15 protein-coding genes and 1 pseudogene are annotated in these 20,522 nt (G+C 45.9%); 7 read left to right on the top strand and 9 right to left on the bottom strand.

Annotation, left to right across the window (positions count from 1 at the left end):
* Positions 1 to 420 (bottom strand): IS3 family transposase (locus K941_RS0113625; protein ID WP_156892352.1); only part of this gene is annotated, 420 nt, incomplete at its 3' end.
* Between the two features lie 41 nt (positions 421 to 461).
* Positions 462 to 992 carry a helix-turn-helix domain-containing protein gene (locus K941_RS0113620; RefSeq protein WP_029104013.1) on the bottom strand — a complete coding sequence of 177 codons (531 nt, stop codon included), beginning with the start codon at positions 990 to 992 and terminating at the stop codon, positions 462 to 464.
* Between the two features lie 264 nt (positions 993 to 1,256).
* Between K941_RS0113620 and K941_RS16165 the strand changes: the two are divergent.
* The 6 genes and pseudogenes from K941_RS16165 (at position 1,257) to K941_RS16155 (ending at position 9,522) form a co-directional block, all read left to right on the top strand.
* A pseudogene (locus tag K941_RS16165) lies at positions 1,257 to 5,011 on the top strand (nitrate reductase subunit alpha).
* Positions 5,012 to 5,341: 330 nt separating this feature from the next.
* Positions 5,342 to 6,880 (top strand): nitrate reductase subunit beta, encoded by a 1,539-nt coding sequence (gene narH, locus K941_RS0113610; RefSeq protein WP_029104012.1) that lies wholly within the window; start codon positions 5,342 to 5,344, stop codon positions 6,878 to 6,880.
* Between the two features lie 11 nt (positions 6,881 to 6,891).
* Positions 6,892 to 7,689 (top strand): nitrate reductase molybdenum cofactor assembly chaperone, encoded by a 798-nt coding sequence (gene narJ, locus K941_RS0113605; protein ID WP_036388574.1) that lies wholly within the window; start codon positions 6,892 to 6,894, stop codon positions 7,687 to 7,689.
* A gap of 23 nt (positions 7,690 to 7,712) precedes the next feature.
* A complete protein-coding gene (gene narI / locus K941_RS0113600) occupies positions 7,713 to 8,417 on the top strand; it encodes a respiratory nitrate reductase subunit gamma (RefSeq protein WP_029104010.1) in 705 nt (234 codons plus the stop codon).
* A gap of 182 nt (positions 8,418 to 8,599) precedes the next feature.
* Positions 8,600 to 9,082, top strand: a complete 483-nt coding sequence (locus K941_RS16160; protein WP_029104009.1) for a DUF4760 domain-containing protein — start codon at positions 8,600 to 8,602, stop codon at positions 9,080 to 9,082.
* Between the two features lie 11 nt (positions 9,083 to 9,093).
* Positions 9,094 to 9,522: a hemerythrin domain-containing protein gene (locus K941_RS16155; protein ID WP_036388598.1), complete on the top strand. Its 429-nt coding sequence runs from the start codon at positions 9,094 to 9,096 to the stop codon at positions 9,520 to 9,522.
* A gap of 79 nt (positions 9,523 to 9,601) precedes the next feature.
* On the opposite strand, the gene K941_RS0113585 is transcribed toward K941_RS16155, so the two are convergent.
* The 5 genes from K941_RS0113585 to lysA all read right to left on the bottom strand — a co-directional run bounded on the left by K941_RS0113585 (position 9,602) and on the right by lysA (position 16,841).
* Complete coding sequence (locus K941_RS0113585) at positions 9,602 to 11,356, bottom strand: glutamine--tRNA ligase/YqeY domain fusion protein (protein ID WP_029104007.1); 1,755 nt, start codon at positions 11,354 to 11,356, stop codon at positions 9,602 to 9,604.
* Positions 11,357 to 11,684: 328 nt separating this feature from the next.
* Positions 11,685 to 13,316 (bottom strand): ABC1 kinase family protein, encoded by a 1,632-nt coding sequence (locus K941_RS0113580; protein WP_029104006.1) that lies wholly within the window; start codon positions 13,314 to 13,316, stop codon positions 11,685 to 11,687.
* Between the two features lie 335 nt (positions 13,317 to 13,651).
* A complete protein-coding gene (gene ubiE, locus K941_RS0113575; RefSeq protein WP_029104005.1) occupies positions 13,652 to 14,533 on the bottom strand; it encodes a bifunctional demethylmenaquinone methyltransferase/2-methoxy-6-polyprenyl-1,4-benzoquinol methylase UbiE in 882 nt (293 codons plus the stop codon).
* Between the two features lie 83 nt (positions 14,534 to 14,616).
* The gene (locus tag K941_RS0113570) at positions 14,617 to 15,321 is read right to left on the bottom strand and encodes an FFLEELY motif protein (RefSeq protein ID WP_029104004.1); all 705 of its coding nucleotides are present in this window, start codon (positions 15,319 to 15,321) and stop codon (positions 14,617 to 14,619) included.
* A 203-nt stretch (positions 15,322 to 15,524) separates the two neighbouring features.
* On the bottom strand, positions 15,525 to 16,841 hold the full coding sequence (lysA, locus tag K941_RS0113565) for a diaminopimelate decarboxylase (RefSeq protein WP_029104003.1): 1,317 nt from the start codon (positions 16,839 to 16,841) through the stop codon (positions 15,525 to 15,527).
* Between the two features lie 186 nt (positions 16,842 to 17,027).
* On the opposite strand from lysA, the gene ubiA reads away from it, so the two are divergent.
* Complete coding sequence (gene ubiA, locus K941_RS0113560) at positions 17,028 to 17,948, top strand: 4-hydroxybenzoate octaprenyltransferase (protein ID WP_029104002.1); 921 nt, start codon at positions 17,028 to 17,030, stop codon at positions 17,946 to 17,948.
* A gap of 51 nt (positions 17,949 to 17,999) precedes the next feature.
* On the opposite strand, the gene K941_RS0113555 is transcribed toward ubiA, so the two are convergent.
* Positions 18,000 to 19,322: a WG repeat-containing protein gene (locus tag K941_RS0113555; RefSeq protein ID WP_029104001.1), complete on the bottom strand. Its 1,323-nt coding sequence runs from the start codon at positions 19,320 to 19,322 to the stop codon at positions 18,000 to 18,002.
* A 21-nt stretch (positions 19,323 to 19,343) separates the two neighbouring features.
* Entirely contained in the window at positions 19,344 to 20,498 is a 1,155-nt protein-coding gene (gene mnmA, locus K941_RS0113550; RefSeq protein ID WP_029104000.1) for a tRNA 2-thiouridine(34) synthase MnmA, read from the bottom strand.
* Positions 20,499 to 20,522: the final 24 nt, after the last annotated feature.

The following is a 20,522-nucleotide window of genomic DNA, read 5'->3' as shown; positions in this document are numbered from 1 at the left end:
AGTGACCTTAAATTCAGTAATGTCTGTTGCCCACTTCTGGTTAGGTCTTGTGGCCTGAAAGTCTCTTTGTAGGACATTGTCTTTTATCTTGTCTTGGTGTTCACCTTGATAAGATGAGTAAGCTTTGTATCTTTGTGCCCTGATTTTAGCCTTTAAGCCCATCTCTTTCATCAGTCGTTGCACTCTTTTGTGGTTGATGACAATGCCCTGACCAGCAAGTGTTTGATTAAGCTCTGCACAAATCCTACGATAACCGTATCTGCCTTTGTGGGTGTGGTAGATGTGTTTGATTTGTTCTTTTAGGTCAAGGTCTTTGTCAGGTTCTTTGGCTTTGTTAAGGTGGTAATAAAACACACTTCTTGGCAATTTGGCAATGTCAAGTAAGGTGTTTAGGGTGTGTTTATGCCTTAATTCTTGCACGATGGTTGTCTTTAACTGATTTAGGTGTTTGGCTGATGAGCTTACTTGTTTTGCTCTTTCTGACGAATTAAGGCATCGAGCTTTTTTAGGTGGTCGTTTTCTGCTTCTAAATAGGCTAGGCGTTTTAAAAGTTTGGCATAATCATCATCTTGTGGTTTGGTTTTGCTTGTTGTTTTGTTTGTTAATTTGTTTTGATTGGCGTTGTGTTTGTTTGACACAGCTTTTCTACCTTTGGGTTTGGGGGTAACTCCCATTATACCAAAGGACTGATATAACTTTAACCAGTTTGACAGTAAATCAGGTTGTGGTAGATTAAGCTCTATGGCAAGTTTGGTTAGAGATTTGCCATGTTGAAGTTGTTTGATTGCGTTTAGTTTAAAGTCTGTGTCATAGACAGCTTTGGTACTTCGTCTTTGAATACCATCAATGCCATGTGTTTGATAGAGTTTGACCCACTGTTCAACAATGCTGTCTGTGGATAGGTTAAACTGTTTAGCGGTTTGCTTGTAACTGTGTCCGTTTAGATAATATGCTATGACAGACAGTTTAAAGTCGGTGGTGTATTTTGCCATAAAAAGCACCCCAAAGGTTAGTGTGAGTGGCGAGCTTTGGGGGTCGGTTCATAGCGGACTGTTTTTTTTGTTTATCATGGTTATGATTTGGCTGATGAATTGATAAATATCAAGCCTAAAAGTCAAGCAAATACCTACCCCTACCCCCTTAGTATTATCCCCCTAGCCGTCAAGTTAATACCTTAATTTGGCGGTTTTCTTTATAGTAAGCTCATCAATTTAGCCAAAAACTTTTTAAGTTTAGCCAACCCACAAGGGGGATTTATGAACCATTTATTAGACCAATTCCGTTTTTTTAAGAAAAAAACGGGCGAATACGCTGACGGACACGGCGAGATTCGTGATGAAAACCGTGATTGGGAGAACAGCTATCGCAGTCGTTGGCAGTTTGACAAAATCGTCCGCTCAACTCATGGCGTGAACTGTACAGGCTCATGCTCATGGAAAATCTATGTCAAAAACGGACTGGTAACGTGGGAGACTCAGCAAACCGACTACCCACGCACACGCCCAGACCTACCCAACCACGAACCCCGTGGCTGTCCCCGTGGTGCGTCTTATAGTTGGTATATGTACTCTGCCAACCGTGTCAAATACCCCAAAGTGCGTAAACCCTTGCTCAAACTGTGGCGTGAAGCCAAGGCAGTCCACAAAAACCCTGTGGACACATGGGCAAGTATCGTAACTGACCCAACCAAGACCGAGCAGTACAAATCCAAGCGAGGCATGGGGGCTTTGTCCGTTCATCATGGAATGAAGTGGTGGAAATCATCGCTGCCGCCAACATCTACACCGCCAAGACCTTTGGTCCTGACCGTATCATTGGTTTCTCGCCCATTCCTGCCATGAGTATGATTAGCTATGCCGCTGGCTCTCGCTATTTGTCGCTTATTGGTGGGGTGTGTTTGTCGTTTTATGATTGGTATTGCGATTTGCCACCAGCGTCTCCGATGACTTGGGGTGAGCAGACAGACGTGCCAGAAGCTGCCGACTGGTACAACTCTGACTACATCATCGCATGGGGGTCAAACGTACCGCAGACCCGTACCCCTGACGCTCACTTTTTTACCGAAGTGCGTTATAAAGGTACAAAAACTGTCGCCATCACCCCTGACTATGCCGAGATTGCCAAGCTGTGCGACCTATGGCTAAACCCAAAACAAGGCACAGACGCCGCTCTTGCTCAGGCGTTTTGTCATGTGATTATCAAAGAATTTTATCTAAAAAATCCAAGTGCCTACTTTACCGACTATGCCAAACGCTACACCGATTTGCCCATGCTTGTCATGGTCGAAGGCGAAGGGCAATCGGCACGAGCAGGGCGGTTTTTGCGTGCATCAGACCTGGTGAACAACTTAGGTCAAGACAACAACCCCGAATGGAAAACCATCGCCATCAATAATAATGGCGAGCTGGTGTCGCCTTATGGGGCGATTGGCTACCGTTGGGGCGAGAGCGGTCGTTGGAACTTGGAGAGTAAAGAGGGTACAAACAACACAGACGTGGATTTGGCTTTGACTCTAAAAGGCTCAGGCGAGACGGCAACGGTTGGCATGGACTACTTTGGCGGTGATGAACACCCTTACTTTACCGCCGCCGAAGGGGATAATATCCAGTACAAAAATGTGCCTTGCAAAACGCTTACACTAGCCAATGGCGAAACAGTCAAAGTGGTAACAGTCTTTGATTTAATGCTTGCCAATCTTGGCGTGGACAATGGCGTGGGCGGTCAGCACGTAACTGATGATTATAATGATGAAACCGTGGCAGGCACGCCTGCTTGGCAAGAGAAAATCACAGGCGTAAGCCGTGAAAAAGTCATTCAAATCGCTCGTGAATTTGCCGACAATGCCGACAAGACTCATGGCAAATCAATGGTCATCATCGGGGCAGGCATGAACCACTGGTATCACATGGACATGAACTACCGTGGCGTTATCAATATGCTTATGCTGTGTGGCTGTATCGGTCAGTCAGGGGGTGGTTGGGCTCATTATGTCGGTCAAGAAAAACTAAGACCGCAGACAGGCTGGGCTCCTGTTGCCTTTGCCTTAGACTGGCACAGACCGCCACGCCACATGAATGGCACGAGCTTCTTTTATAATCATTCAAGCCAATGGCGACACGAAAAGGTTTCTGCTCACGAGATTTTATCGCCACACGCTGACAAATCAGAGTTTCCTGAGCATATGCTCGACTACAACGTGCGTGCCGAACGTGCAGGCTGGCTACCGTCTGCCCCACAGCTTAACATGAACCCCTTGGAGCTTGGTCGTCTTGCCAAGTCATCAGGGCAGGACATTGAGAGCTATGTCGTGGACAATCTGGCAAATGGCAACGTGCGTTTTGCTGCTGAGTCGCCTGACAATCCTACCAACTTCCCAAGAAACCTATTCATCTGGCGGTCAAACCTGCTTGGCTCATCGGGCAAGGGGCATGAATATATGCTTCACTACCTACTAGGCACCAAGCACGGTATCCTAGGCGAAGAGACCATTCATGATGGCATTCGCCCAACTGAGATTGACTTTGAGCCAAATGGGGCAACGGGCAAACTTGACCTTGTTACCACGCTTGATTTTAGAATGTCGTCCACCTGTCTGTATTCTGACATCGTGCTACCGACTGCCACATGGTACGAAAAAGACGACCTGAATACGTCTGATATGCACCCCTTTATCCACCCATTGACTGCTGCCACCGACCCTGCGTGGGAGTCCAAGACGGACTGGGAGATTTATAAGCTTATCGCCCAAAAATTCTCCGAGCTGTCAGTCGGTCATCTTGGTGTGGAAACAGACATCGTAACCTTGCCCATGCAACACGACTCAGAGGGCGAGCTGGCTCAGCCCTTTGGTGGAACCGACTGGAAAACCCAAGGCGTACGCCCAGTCCCTGGTAAGAACTGCCCACACATCAAAGTCGTAGAGCGTGATTATCCGTCCATTTATGCCAAATTTACATCGCTTGGCACGCTCATGGATAAGCTCGGCAACGGCTCAAAGGGCATTACTTGGGATACCAAAGAAGAAGTCAAACTACTTGGTGAGCTCAACTACACCGTTACCGAAGACAACGTGGCTCACGGTCGCCCACGCATTAATACCGCCGTGGACGCCGCCGAGACGGTACTCATGCTCGCCCCTGAGACCAACGGACACGTTGCGGTCAAGGCATGGGCGGACTTGTCAAGCAATACAGGGCGAGATCACACCCATTTGGCAAAATCATCTGAACACGAAAAAATTCGTTTTCGTGATATTGTTGCCCAGCCTCGTAAGATTATCTCATCCCCAACTTGGTCGGGGCTAGAATCCGAAAAGGTGAGCTACAACGCAGGCTACACCAACGTGCATGAGTTCATCCCTTGGCGTACCATCACAGGTCGTCAGCAGTTCTACCAAGACCACCCTTGGATGCAGGCGTTTGGCGAGCAGTTGCAACAGTATCGCCCACCGATTGACACAAGAACGACAGACGAGCTAAAACGCTATAAGTCAAACGGCAACAAAGAGATAGTGCTGAACTTCCTAACGCCACACCAAAAATGGGGCATTCACAGTACTTACTCTGAGAACCTGCTCATGCTAACGCTGTCCCGTGGTGGTCCTATCGTGTGGATGAGTGAGATTGATGCCAAAAAAGCAGGTATCGAAGACAACGACTGGATTGAAGTCTTTAACCATAACGGCACCATCACCGCCCGTGCGGTCGTCTCTCAGCGTGTCAAAGAAGGTATGACGATGATGTATCACGCCCAAGAAAAGCTTGTGAACATCCCTGGTTCTGAAAACTCAGGCACCCGTGGTGGTATTCATAACTCAGTAACTCGGGCAATCCTAAAACCTACGCACATGATTGGCGGTTATGCCCAGCAAGCGTACGGCTTTAACTACTATGGTACGGTCGGCTGTAACCGTGATGAGTTCGTGGTGGTGCGTAAGATGGCGAACATCGATTGGCTAGAAGGCAAGCCTGATGACAGTCTGCCACGTCCATTGCCTACTACTTTGGACTGATAAACCGCCCTGTTTATCCCTTTTGGTAGGATAGTAAACTTTCAGCAAAGGGGATAAACTAGGGCGTGTTGAATCTTTGTATTTGCAATGAAAAATGAGAAAAATCGCACGTTTTTCAAGGAAAAGTCCGCAGTTGATATTGAAATATCAACAAGGATTTTGACGATGAAAAACAAGATTTAGCCATTTTTTCATGCAAAAACAGTGATTTTATTTTACAAAATTTCAAATTATAGTTTGTGTTATAAAGGTTCAACACGCCCTATTCAATTTTGACCTACCGATGTTCTTTTCAATTAATTAAAAAGAACTAGGCATAAGGGGAATCCTATGAAAATTCGCTCACAAGTTGGCATGGTGCTAAACCTTGATAAATGTATCGGTTGCCACACCTGCTCTGTTACCTGCAAAAACGTCTGGACAAGCCGTGAAGGCATGGAATACGCATGGTTTAACAACGTAGAGTCCAAGCCTGGTATCGGCTACCCCAAAGAGTGGGAAAACCAAGAAAAATGGAAGGGGGGCTGGATTCGTAACGCCAACGGCTCTATCAATCCAAAGATTGGCGGTAAATTCCGTGTGCTTGCCAATATTTTTGCCAACCCTGATTTGCCAACGCTTGACGACTATTATGAGCCGTTTGACTTTGACTATCAGCACCTGCACACCGCCCCATTAGGCGACCATCAGCCGATTGCACGCCCACGCTCGCTCATCACAGGCAAGCGTATGCAAAAAATCGAATGGGGGCCAAACTGGGAAGAAATTCTAGGCTCTGAATTTGCCAAACGCCGTGCCGATAAGAACTTTGACCAAGTTCAAGCCGACATTTATGGTGAATACGAAAACACCTTTATGATGTACCTGCCACGCTTGTGCGAGCATTGTCTTAACCCAACGTGTGTGGCGTCTTGCCCATCGGGAGCCATTTATAAGCGTGAAGAAGACGGTATTGTGCTTATTGACCAAGACAAATGCCGTGGCTGGCGTATGTGTATCTCGGGCTGTCCTTATAAGAAGATTTATTATAACTGGAAATCAGGCAAATCCGAAAAATGTATCTTCTGTTATCCACGCATTGAGTCAGGTCAGCCAACCATCTGTTCTGAGACGTGCGTGGGACGTATTCGTTATCTTGGCGTGCTTTTGTATGATGCCGACAAAATCAAAGAAGCCGCCAGCACCCCAAATGAGAAAGATTTGTACAAAGCCCAGCTTGATGTGTTCTTAGACCCCAACGACCCTGCTGTCATTGAGCAAGCTCTAAAAGATGGCGTGCCGATGAGTGTCATCGAAGCCGCCCAAAAATCACCTGTGTACAAACTGGCGATGGATTGGCAACTTGCTTTGCCTTTGCACCCAGAATATCGCACCTTGCCGATGGTATGGTATGTGCCACCGCTATCGCCAATCCAAAATGCTGCACAAGCGGGCAAAGTGGGCATGGACGGGCTTATCCCTGATGTGGATAGTCTGCGTATTCCTGTCAAATACCTTGCCAATATGCTGACCGCTGGCGATGAAGTACCTGTCAAACTTGCCCTAAAACGTCTACTTGCCATGCGTTCTTATAAGCGTATGCAACTTGTTGATAAGGTCGAAAGCCAAGCGGTGCTTGATGAAGTAGGCTTGACCAAACACCAAGTTGAAGAGATGTACCGCTATTTGGCAATCGCCAACTACGAAGACCGCTTTGTCATTCCGACCGCTCACCGTGAAGAAGCGTTGTCTGACGCCTTTGCCGATAAAAACGGCTGTGGCTTTACTTTTGGCAACGGTTGTACAGGCGGTAATGATGTCAGTATGTTCGGTCAGCGTAAGTCCAATCGCCGTGAGATGATTGAGACCGTGCAGACGTGGGATAACTGATGGGGGCTAGTATGAATCATCTTGATTTTAAATTATTAAAAGTAATAAGCCTGCTTATGGATTATCCGTCTGATGAGTTGTTTGCTGATGATACGCTGGATGCGTGCAAAGACATTGTGGCAACATCAAAGCTCATCAGCCCCGAGGTTCGCCAAGAGATTAACGCCTTTGTTGATGAGTTATCAAGCAAAGGCTCGATTGAGGCTCAGTCGGCGTATGACAGTCTGTTTGAGCGTGGGCGTTCGTTGTCGCTTTGGCTGTTTGAACACGTGCATGGCGAAAGCCGAGACCGTGGGCAGGCGATGGTGGATTTGATGGGGCAGTATGAACAGGCGGGCTTTGCCATTGATGTCAAAGAATTGCCCGACTATTTGCCCATGTATCTAGAATTTTTGTCCTACAAGGCAGGCTTTGCAGATGATGTTGAGATTCGCATGGATATCGCTGATGTCAGCCACATCATCGCTCTACTGGGGGCGAGACTGGTGGACAAAGGCAGTAGTTATGCTGGGCTGTTTAAGGCGTTATTGCAAATTGCAGGCAAGCCTTTGACCGTCATTGATGACGAGCTTGCCAAGATGGGTAAAGACAAGGTGGATGATACGACTTTTGATGCCATTGACAAAGAATGGGAAGAAGAAGTCGTGGACTTTTTGGCGGCAAAGCAAGAAGAACGCTGTCCGTCAAGCCAGACCGACATTCGCATTGCCGAGACCTTGGCAAGACAAGCCCAAAAGACAAGCGAAATCCCTGTGCATTGGGTGGATTTTAAAACCAATAAAACTGTTAGCGAAGGAGTGTCGTCATGATAGCAACAGCAACAGCAACAGCAATCACAACAGTAACCCCCGAAAACTGGATACACATATTTTTGTACGGCATTTACCCTTACATCGCTTTGACGGTATGTATTTTGGGTTGCTGGGCAAGATTTGACCTATCGCAGTACACATGGCGTGCAGGGTCAAGCCAAATGCTAAACGATAAAGGCATGAGAATCGGCAGTAACCTATTTCACATCGGTATCATTGTGGTACTGCTTGGGCATTTCTTTGGTATGCTGACCCCACACTTTGTCTATGAACGCTTTATCTCGGCGGCGGACAAACAGCTTGTGGCAGTCATTGTCGGTGGTATCGCAGGCGTGATGTGCCTTGTGGGGCTACTGATTCTGATATGGAGACGTTTTACTGACCCACGTGTCAGCCATACATCCACGTTTAGCGATAAGATGCTACTTGTCATCATCTTGGTGCAGCTCATCATGGGTCTTGCGACCATTTGGCACTATCCTGACCATAAAGATGGTGCGTTAATGCTGTCATTGGCAGGTTGGGCACAGGACTTGGCGATATTACGTCCGATGAGTGCTGCTGCCCGTGTGGTGGATGCAGGGCTGATTTATAAGCTACACATGTTCTTAGGAACCACGCTTATTCTGCTTGTGCCGTTTACTCGTCTGATTCACATCATCTCAGCACCGATTTGGTATTTGGGCAGACGTTATCAGATTGTCCGTCAAAAGACATCGCAGTAAGAGACTGATTTAAAAAACCATTTTTTTCGGTTTTTGCCACAAACATCGCCCTAGTGTTTGTGGTTTTTTTTATGATAAAACTTGACAAAGAGGCTGTTAAATGCTAGGATTTGTATATAAACCTACAATTTTATAGGAGTTTATTATGCGAATTATTTTTTTAACAGATGGTTGGGACGGCAATGACTAATGCCGAATTCATCACTTTTATAACGCCGATATTAACCGCTATCGGCGTTTTTATTGCTGCTTTTGGTGTTTGGCAGAACACCCAAAATGCCAAAAAACGTGCGACCATTGACATGATAATGGCAGAACGTAATGATAAGCTGTTGCAAGAAGCGATTGCCAGTGTTAATCAAATGGCAAAAGAAGATGTGATTTTTGCCATTTATGCGTCTGATGATGAAAGCAACTTTGAAAAACGCAAGCATATCATCAAACTACTTAATCAAAGAGAGTTTGTTTCGGCAGGAGTGCTAGGCGGGGCATTGCACGAAACCATGTATAAAAATTTTAGTTATTCCATGTTTTTAAGAGACTGGAATAACTTAAAAAGTTTTGTTTATGAATTAAGGCAAAAACGTAAAAATCCCACCATATTTCAAGAATTTGAGTTGTTGGCAATAAAATGGCAAAACAAGCCGTTAAAAACAAAAGTATAAACATCCATTTTATGAAACGACACCCCGCCTTACAGCCCCTATCTCGCCAGCACCATTTGGGTTTGGTCATCGTCAACAAAGCCAAATCCGTCACCGATGATGACAAACTTACCCACCATCAAGCCTTAGTGGAGTATCTGACCACTGCCATTCCCACGCATTTTGAGATTGAGCGGACATGCCTTGCTGATGTTATTTTGACAAAATTATCCGATGACAGGGCGGTTAAATTGGCAAAACAAATGCTTGATGAGCATGAATACATTGAGAGCCTACTTGCTAACACCGACCCAAGTGTGGACGATGTCAAGGAGCTTGCAAATGCTCTGTATGACCATATCCGCTTTGAAGAGCGAGAGCTTTTTCCCATTGCTGAGACGGTGCTAAGCGATGATGAGCTTTTTGCCATTTATGAGGCGAGTGATGAGAATGTAAAATGAACGAGTTAAAAGTTGGGCAATGGAATTAAAAAGCCAAACACCACGTTTGGCCTTCGTTTAATTTTAAAATTGCTAAACGTTATTTAAACCCATCTTTTAACCCTACAATCTGATTAAATACAGGCTTATCGGTGCTATGCTCCACGCTGTCCGCCACAAAGTAGCTTTCACGCTCAAACTGGAATTTGTCATCGCCTTTTGCCTGTGCCAATGACGGCTCTACAATGGCATTGACAACCTTTACCGAATTTGGATTGACGTGGGTCAGTACCCATAGCGTATCATCATCGGCATCTGGGTTTTGTGTTTTAACAGTGGCAATATGCTCGTCCGAAATCTCACCATCTTCAAATAATAAATGCTCATACAGTCGCACGGTGGCAGACACGCCATGACTTGCTGACACCCAATGAATCACGCCCTTAACTTTACGCCCCTCAGGGTTATTACCCAGCGTTTTTGGGTCAATGGTGGCAACAAGCTCCACCACATCGCCATTAGCGTCCATGATATGCTCTTCTACTTTTAGCACATAGCTGTTACGCAGACGAATCTCAGGATTCTCTGGCGATAGGCGTTTGTAGCCGTCTGGGGGCGTGATTTCAAAGTCAGATTTATCAATATAAATGGTTTTGGTAAAAGGAATCTCACGCTCGCCATTGTCCGCCTGTGGGTGTTTGGGCTGAGTAAGCCACAATACGCCATTATCTAGGCGAGCCTTGACTGTGTCTTTTTTTAGATGTTCAAAATCAGCAACCGCTTCATCAAAGTTGGCAATCGTAACTTTTAAGGGGTTTAGCACTGCCATACCACGACTGGCGGTATTTTCTAGCACGTTTCTGATACTAAATTCCAACTGGCGAAAATCCACCACACCGTCCGCCTTAGACACGCCAATGCGTTCACAAAAATCACGCAAGCCTTCGGCAGGGTAGCCACGTCTTCTCATGCCTGCAATGGTTGGCATGCGTGGGTCGTCCCAGCCCGATACCACGCTCATGTCCACAAGGCGTTTTAATTTACGCTTGGACGTTAGTGTGTGGTCAATGTTTAGACGGCTAAATTCGTATTGGCAGGGTGGCACCTCAAAGCCCACTTTTTCAACAACCCAATCATAAAAGGGGCGGTGGTCTTCAAATTCGAGCGTACAAATCGAGTGCGTGATACCCTCATAAGCGTCCGACAAGGGGTGTGCGTAGTCGTACATCGGATAAATGCACCATGTATCGCCCGTTTGGTGGTGGCTTGCGTGCATGACACGATAAATCACAGGGTCTCTCATGTTCATGTTGGCGTGATTCATGTCAATCTTGGCACGCAGTACCGCCTCGCCCTCTTTATATTTGCCGTTTTTCATGTCGTCAAAACGAGCCAAATTCTCATCAACAGTAGCACTGCGTTGTGGCGATTCCACAGATGGCTTACCAAAACCGCCACGGTGTTCACGAATCTCATCAGGCGTTTGAAAGTCTACATAGGCATCGCCTTGTTTGATAAGCTGTACTGCCCATTCGTGCAATTTGTCAAAATAGTGCGACGCATAACGCACGTCCCCTGCCCAGTCAAAACCAAGCCACTCCACGTCCGCCTTAATGCTGTCCACATAATCCTGCTTTTCGGCGGTGGGGTTGGTGTCGTCAAAGCGTAGGTTGCACGCTCCACCGAACTCTTGTGCCACGCCAAAATTTAGGCAAATGGATTTGACGTGCCCGATGTGCAAATAGCCGTTTGGCTCGGGTGGAAAACGAGTCAAAATGTTGTCGTGCTTACCGCTTGCTAGGTCATCACGGATAATTTGGCGGATAAAGTCGTTTTTTTCGGGTAGGTCGGTCATGGGTTTTTTCCATTATTTATTAAAGGGTAAATTTTGTTATTTTAGCATAATTTTTATAGGGTGTGTTAAACTTTGATGTTTGCAACAGGCCAATCGTACTACAAAATTTTACATAAAATTGATTAAAAATAAAGCAAATTTAGTGCTTATAATTAGGGCGTGCCTACCTTTGGTATTTACAATGAAAAATGCCTGTTTAAAAAAGCAGGGGAATCGCACGTTTTTCAAGCTTGAATTGTTAAACCAACTGCAACATCTTTATAAGTAATGCCAAACATCTTTTCACTGGTTGTGGTTGGACTGTTTGTTTAAGACCAGATGAGTCCAATCACGCCAGCACTCGCCACACCACAAACCCTAACGCCAATACATGAAACACCACACCCACCCACCAAATCGGCACGGTCAGTCCAATGGCGATAAAGGCAAAAAATCCGCCCAACGCCATCCAGTCATGGCGTTTTTGATTTAAAAAGTCGGCTCGTAGGGCTTGGATTTCTCTTAGCTGTTTGTCCTGTCGTCCGCCAAGCGTGGCAAGTGATTGGATGCTTTGGGTGGTAAGTTTGGGCAGGTCAGTGGCGGACAGTAGATGTTCGGGCAATTTGTCATAAAAATCATTCAATAGACGTGTGGGGTTAAGCTGTGATTTTACCCAATCGGTCAAAATCGGCTTGGCAAGCGACCAAATATCAAGGTCAGGATATAGTTCACGCCCAAGCCCTTCCACGTGGACGAGCGTTTTTAGCAGTAGCATGAGCTGTGGCGGTATGCTCATCTGATGACGGCGAGCGATGTTTAAAATCTCAAACAATATCCCTGCAAAATCAAGCTCACTCATGGGCTTAGACACCATGGGGGACACCGTGCGAGCCATGTCGGCGATGAGTGCGTGCTTGTCAGCAGACGGCGGTATCCACCCTGCGTGACTGATGATGTCCACCAGCGTAGTGTAGTTGCCATTCATGACCGATAGGAGCATACGAGCGACAACGAGTTGGTCATCGGGAGCAAGTTGCCCCATAATCGCACAATCTAGCCCCAAATAGCGTGGATTTGCCACCGCTTGACCGTCTGGCATGGTCTCCACAAAGATGTTACCAGGGTGCATGTCGGCATGAAAAAAGTTATCCCGAAACACTTGGGTAAAAAATATCGTCAAGCCATTTTTGGCAAGGACGGCACGGTCATAGCCCAAGGCGTCAAATTTATCCGTCTGGCTAATCGGCACACCAAAAATCCGCTCCGAAACCATGACGGACTTGTTTGCCATATAGATTTCGGGGACGTAGATGAGTGGCGAGTTTGTGAAGTTACCTCTCATGCGAGTGGCGTTGGCGGACTCCAAGGTCAAATCAAGCTCATTTAGCATGATTTGGCGGTAGTCTTCCACGATACTCACGATATGCACCGCCCGAGCCGACTCCATGCGAGCCGACAGGAATCCTGCCAGCTCCCGAAGCAACTCAAAATCCTTGATGATGACAGGGCGAATGTCAGGACGGACGACCTTAACGACCACTTCTCGTCCGTCAGGCAAGCAAGCGGTATGCACTTGGGCGATACTGGCGGCGGCGAGTGGCTTGTCATCAAATCGGCTAAATATCTCACCGATTGGCTTGCCCAGCCCTGTTTTGGGGTGTTCTATTTCACGTTTTAAAATCTCAACATCAAAGGGAGTGACTTTATCTTGTAGTAGCGATAATTGGGCGATGATGTCAGGGGGCAGTAGGTCAGAGCGAGTGGAGAGCAGTTGCCCGAGCTTTAAAAACAGCGTTCCCATCTCTTCTAAGGCGAGCTTGACCCCTAATGGGTTGTGCGATTTGCCAATACTGGCAGGGTGCATTTTGATGAGCCGTACCAAAGGGGCAAGCTCTGGTACGTCCGCAAAATGCGTGTCAAGGCGGTATTTGGCACAAATGCGATATAGGTCAAACAGGCGGTTTTTATAAGAGATGAGCATGGTTTTGGTAAAAATGGGTTTGATAAAAGGGGTTTTAAAAAGATAAAAGGCAAATGGGTAAAATCTACCTTTCGGGGCAGGCATTTAAAACCTTTAATTTTAAATGGATTGTACACTCTACAAAATGAAAAAGTACTACGGTTTCCGTTCGTGGTGAGCCTGTCGAACTATGACGGAAACCGACCCTTCGACAAGCTCAGGGCGAACGGTTTCCGTAGTAAAATTCAATTTTGTTGACTGTAGGGGTAAATGACATTCGCCCACAATTTTAAAATGCTTTTGTAGGGGCGTGCTTTCCACGCCCGAGTATATTTGAAGTTAAATGATATAAAAAATCAACGAGCCTTAAAGCCACGATGTACCGCCACGATACCGCCTGTTAGGTTGTGATAATCACAATTGACAAACCCTGCTTGCTCCATCATGGCTTTTAGCGTGGCTTGGTCTGGGTGCATGCGGATACTCTCTGCCAGATACTGATAGCTTTCGCTGTCGTTTGCAACCACTTTACCCATGAGCGGTAGGGCGGTAAATGAATACAGGTCATACGCTTTTGACAACGGCTCAAATACAGGCTTGCTAAACTCTAGCACAAGCAGTCGCCCACTTGGTTTTAGCACACGCCACATGGCTTCTAGGGCTTTTTGTTTGTCGGTAACGTTACGCAGTCCAAAGCTTATGGTAACTAGGTCAAACGAGTTATCGACAAAGGGTTCTAAGGTTTCGGCATTGGCAAGCACAAAATCCACGTTGTTGCACCCTGCATTGATAAGGCGTGTGCGACCCACTTCTAGCATGGCTTCGTTGATGTCGGATAAGACCACACGACCTGAGCGACCGACTTCTTTACTAAATACTTTTGCCAAATCGCCCGTACCGCCTGCGATGTCAAGGACGCTTTGTCCTGCACGCACGCCACTCATCTTAATGGCAAAACGCTTCCAAAGCCTATGAATGCCAAAGCTCATCAAATCGTTCATGATGTCGTATTTAGTGGCGACCGATGTAAATACTTGTCCGACTTTGGCTTCTTTTTCACGAGCATTGACGGTTTGGTAGCCAAAATGGGTGGTTTCGCCAATGTTTTCAGAATAGCGGTTGTCAGTTTGGGTGTTGGTGTGGGCGGTTTCGCCATTGGCAGGGGTTTGCATGGCGGATTGTCCTTGGGGTTTGCCTGTGGGTAGGATGTTAGGATTGGTGAAGTCGTTGTCGGTCATGGCTATTTTTCCAAATTTAAAAACACGCCCTTATTATACGCTAATTTGGGCAAGAATGGGCGTGTTTTGGGAAAATTAAAAATTCATTCATGAATTTCATGAATAACGACAAGCTCATTTGCCACAAACGGCACGGTAAAATCATCAATGCGTTTTAGGGGCTTCATGGCAACCAAGCCGTCCCCGATGAAGTCGTATAGGGGCTGATAACCGTTGTCGTATGCCATGCCTTTGGCAAGTTTAAAGGCGTTTTGTAGGATGAAAGAATTAAAATATTTATAAGACTGCTCGCACACGTCTTTGATGGTGTGGATTTGGGCGATGCGTTCGTCTTTGGCATTGACGTGCCGATACACGTCATGCATGAGCGTGTCATCAATGCCCCCATTGGCGTAACGCTCGCCAAAGTCAGCCAGTAAGGACGTTGCCAATGCCAAATCAAGACGGATGGCATGAACTGCCGACTGCACGCCAAGCACGCCTGACCCTAAGGCGTTGGTGGGGATGAGCTTTTCAAGTTTGCCCGAGCCGTTTAGGGCGTTCGTCCCTGCGGTCAGAAGCTGGCCGGCAAGCACGTCAAAATCATCATCACCATAAATCCGCTCAATGAGATAATTGGCAAGTGGGGCGGTTTTGTCATCAGTAAATGGGGCGTGATTGGTGCGTTTGATGCGAGCCTTTTGCCATGCTTGCACGTCGCCAAGTGCCTGTTTTAGGGCAGGGTTGGTGTGGTGGGGTAGGGCTTGATAGGCTTTTAGCATATCGACTAGGGTTTGGATTTGGGACATGGTGTTAATTTTGTTGGTGGGTTAAAGTGGGGTTAAATGGGTTAAGGCTGAGTTAAAAGTTGGGTAAAAGGTCGGGTTTGTGAGCTTGATGGTATTGTTTTTCACAAGGCGTGCAGAGCCAATCCCTGCACCCCCATTTTATTTAAAATCATGGCGATTTAAACGGTTTTGTTATCATAAAAATACCAACTGGTCGGTTTTTATTAAACGCTCTCGCCACGCCACAAATCGTCCAAGCTCTCACGCTCACGCACAACCCGATGAGAACCGTCATCACACATAATCTCGGCAGGTCTGGGGCGGGTGTTGTAGTTGCTTGCCATGACAAAGCCATACGCTCCTGCCCCTGTGATGGCAAGAGTGTCGCCCACGTTTAGGGCAAGGGTGCGATTTTTTGCCAAAAAGTCGCTCGACTCACACACCGAGCCGACTATGTCCCACACTTGGGGGGTGGTCGTGGCGGTCAAATCAGCAGGGATAACCGCCATAACCGAGCCATATAGGGCAGGTCGCATGAGTTCGCACATGGATGCATCCACAATGGCAAAGTTTTTGTGTTCGGTGGGTTTTAGTACGTCCACATTTGTGAGTAGTACCCCTGCATTGGCAGAGATGTTTCGCCCTGGTTCTAGATGTAGCCCTAAGCCGTATTTTTCTTGTAAATCAAGCAGTTTAGGTAGTAGGGCGTTGGCGTATTCGCTCACGCTGGCAGGGGTCTCATCGGTATAACGCACGCCCAAGCCCCCACCCAAATCCACATGACGTAAGCTAATGCCCTGTGCGAACAGCTCGTCAATCATCTCAATGACTTTATCCAAAGCATCTACAAAAGGCTGGGTGTCGGTCAGCTGTGAGCCGATATGGCAGTCTATGCCGATGATGTCAAGGTTTGGCAGGGAGCTAGCAAAACGATAAGCGTCTAGGGCGTTATCATGGCTGATACCAAATTTGTTATCTTTTAAGCCTGTGGAGATATAAGGGTGAGTTTTGGCGTCCACATCAGGGTTGATACGCAGGGCAATGGGGGCGGTCTTGCCAAGCTCGCTTGCCACTTGACTGATGAGTTCAATCTCACTCACCGCTTCGACATTAAAGCACCCAACCCCTGCATTTAGGGCGGTGGCGATGTCGCTTTTGGTTTTGCCCACGCCCGAATAGACGACTTTGTCCGCCTGTCCGCCTGCTTTTAATACACGGGCAAGCTCGCCTGATGACACGATGTCAAAGCCTGCCCCTGCATGGGCAAGTGTGGCAAGGACGGCAAGGTTTGAGTTGGATTTGACGGCATAGCAAATTTTTACGTCTGACAAGGGGGCGAAACTCTCCACATAGGCACGGTAATTGGCAAGTAGGGCGTTTTTGCTGTACACATAAAGCGGTGTGCCATAGGTCTGGGCTAGGGTTTTGGTACTGGCATTGTCAATAAATAGCGTGTCGTCTTGGTAATGAATAAAAGGAAAATCCGCCACGTGCGTGCGTGGGTCTATGGTTAGGATTGGGTGTTCGGTGCTGTCTGCCATGGTTTTTCCGCGAAAAAAGTATTTGGGGCTTATTTTAACAAAAAATTTTGGTTTGTCATTTTTTATTTTAAAAATAATTGGGGTTTGAGTGGAATGTATAACGATTTTTTAAATATAAACCATTTTTCATTGTTATATAAAAAAGGCTTTATGATAAAATACCCCAAAAATTAACCATTTAACATCATGACCGCAACCACTTACACCTTTAAAGACAAACTCATCGCATGGCTACAACTGACCCGTTTTGACAAACCTGTGGGGACGGAGCTTTTGCTATACCCGACTTTGTGGGCATTGTTTTTGGCAAATGCAGGCGTGGGGCGACTGCCAAGCATGGCTCACATCGTCATTTTTACGCTTGGGGCGGTGCTGATGCGAGCATCAGGCTGTGCCATCAATGACTTTGCCGACCGCAAGGTGGACGGACAAGTCAAACGCACCAAAGACCGCCCACTGGCAGATGGGCGACTGTCCGCCAAAACCGCTGTTTTGACCTTTGTGGGCTTGTCGGGCTTGTCGGCGTGTTTGCTCTTTTTTTTGCCCATACAGGTGTTTTATTGGTCGCTGGTGGCGGTATTTCTTGCCTTTATTTATCCCTTTATGAAGCGTTACACGCACCTGCCACAGGTCGTTTTGGCAATGGCGTTTGGCTGGGCAGTGCCGATGGCATATGTGGCGGTACGTAGCGAGCAAGGGCAAAGTGGCGTTGGGCTGATAGGCTGGCTTGTCTTTGTTGCCTATATGTGCTGGACGGTGGCGTATGATACGATGTACGCCATGTGCGATAAGGACGATGATGTCAAGATTGGGGTAAAATCCACCGCCATTTTGTTTGAAAAGTGGTTTAGCGATAAGGACATTTATTTTATCATGGCGTTAAATGGCGTGTTTTTGGTCATCATGACGGCGTTGGTGTGTCGCTTTTTTGGGGCGTGGTCGGCTTGTGGTTTGGCGGTCGGTTTGGTGGGGCTGTTTGCCATGCAATATAACAAAATCAAAACCCGTGAACGCCTAAACTGCTTTACCGCCTTTCGCCAAAATGCATGGGTGGGGCGGTATGTGTTTTTGTATGTGGCGGTGTTGGCGGTGGTGCAATATGGGTAAAATCATAATGCTGACTTTAATCCCAAATGCTTGCAAAATGGTAAATATACATCATCGGTGTGATTGAAATCGGATTTTCCCATAATATTCTTGCGTAATAAAATTGCCTTGTATGTCCAAAAAATACCTTTGACCATCTTTGACCACACTTGCCACTTGATGCGAAAAACTTTCTACTTCATCATAAATAAAATCAATCACAGCATTGCCATTATTATCAAAAAATCCCCATTTGCCATTTTTGCATACCGCAATTCTATCATCCTTGGCATTATATAAATACTCATGAATGCAAGGAACAACTTCATTACCCTGCAAATCACAAATACCATATTTGCCATTTCTTTTAACACGCACCAAATTGCTAGAAACTTTTCTTAACAATTCGTATTGGACTGGAATACAAATATTTCCACATTCATCAGCCAAACCTCGTAACCCATTTTTCTCAATGACAAAATAAGGTTCTACATTATCATAGCTAGAAATATAATCATATATGATTGGTAAAATAATATTGCCTTCAATGTCCATTAAGCCATATAAATCCTTATCCTTAATTTTAATTGTACTATTGTTTGATATTTCCATAGATTGATAATTAAAATCTCTAAGTTTATCAAATAAATTGCGTTTTATTTTTATTAACTCCCATTTTTTGCCATACTGATGTTGCAATAAAATCAATCCTGCATCTTTACTAACTTCTATTGATTTGTATTGAAATTGAAGTATTTTATTTTGATAAATATCAATCATGCCAACTCTATTATCACCTAAACAACCAATAAAATAATTATCAAAAGCATGATAAATATATTTATATTTTGGCTCTATTACGATTTCATTATTGATATTAATATAACCTTCGTGGGTTTTTATATAGGATTCATTACGGTAACGCTTAATATGAACTCTAAATATTCCCAATTCTTGTATCTCATCATCTATCAAATCGTAAGTATCGGCTTGAACAACAATCTCGCCATTACCATTAATAAGACCGCATTTACCATTTTTCCAAATTTGAATATATGATGTTTCTTCTAGTCGATAAGGTGTTTCATAAATTTGGTCGTAGGTAATTGATAAAAGAATATCACCCTTATTATTGATAAGTCCCCAATATTTATCTACTCTAACAGAAAATAAATGCTCATTGATTTTTTCAAGCCAATCATATTCAGTATCCGTAATTAACTTGCCATTATCATCAATAATACCATATTTGTCTTTTTTGCAAACTTCAAATAGCTTTTCTGTAAGATAAGAAATACCATCATAAACATATTCAGTAATGTTGCGATTATTTTTATCAACCAATGCCCATTGTTTGCCCTGAGCGTAACGATACGTGATTTGTTGAATTGACATAGCGTATTCCTAATGTTTGTATTACCCCACCTTCGCATCACACCAATCAATCACGCCCCCACCCAAACACACATCACCGTCATAAAAGACCACAGATTGTCCTGCCGTTACCGCTCGTTGGGGGGCGTCAAAAACCACTCGTACGGTGTCATTTTCAAGATAAACGGTGCATTCTTGGTCGGGTTGGCGATAGCGGGTCTTGGCGGTGCATTTTAGTCCGTTGTCATGGATTTGGGGTGGCTCGCCTGTTACCCAGTCCAATTTATAAGCGGTTAATTCGGTGGATTGTAGCCAAGGGTGGTCATGCCCTTGTCCGACTATCAAGCGGTTGTTTGTCAAATCCTTATGCAAGACAAACCACGGCGCATCGGGGCGGTTTGCCACCCCGCCAATGCCAATGCCCCCACGTTGCCCAATGGTATAATACATCAAACCGTCATGTTTACCTAGCTTGACACCGTCATCGGTGTAGATGTCGCCTTGTTTGGCAGGTAGGTAGGCTTGTAAAAAGTCTTTGAATTTACGCTCACCAATAAAGCAAATGCCTGTTGAGTCCTTTTTCTTGGCGGTGGCAAGCTCGTATTTTTCAGCGATTGCCCTAACTTCGCTTTTTTCAAGCTCACCCACAGGGAATAGGGTTTTGGCAATTTTGTCGCCCCCAACTGCGTGCAAAAAATAGCTTTGGTCTTTGTTAGTGTCTAGTCCACGCAGTAAGCACGCCTTACCGTCCACTTCAAAACTTCGGCGAGTATAATGCCCTGTGGCGATGTAGTCCGCCCCAAGTGTTAGGGCATAATCCAAAAAGGCTTTGAACTTGACTTCTTTGTTGCACAAAATATCAGGGTTTGGTGTGCGACCTGCTTTGTATTCTTCTAAAAAATGCTCAAAGACATTGTCCCAATACTCCGCCGAAAAGTTGGCGGTGTGGAGCGGTATACCTACTTTATCAGCGACGGCTTGGGCGTCCGCTAGGTCAGTCATGGCGGTGCAGTATTCGGTGCCGTCATCTTCTTCCCAGTTTTTCATGAACAAGCCTTCAACGTCAAAGCCTACTTCTTTTAGCAGGACTGCCGACACCGAGCTGTCCACACCGCCAGACATACCAACGATGACTTTGATTTGATTGGGATTTTTGTCGTGAAAAGGAGCGACATCGGATAGACGGTAGGGGGTCATGATTGTCTCTTGTTATAAAATTGT

The organism is Moraxella caprae DSM 19149 (assembly GCF_000426885.1).
Lineage (GTDB): Bacteria > Pseudomonadota > Gammaproteobacteria > Pseudomonadales > Moraxellaceae > Moraxella > Moraxella caprae.
The sequence above is the reverse complement of the archived record's forward strand: the minus strand, read 5'-3'. Positions and strand labels throughout refer to the sequence as shown.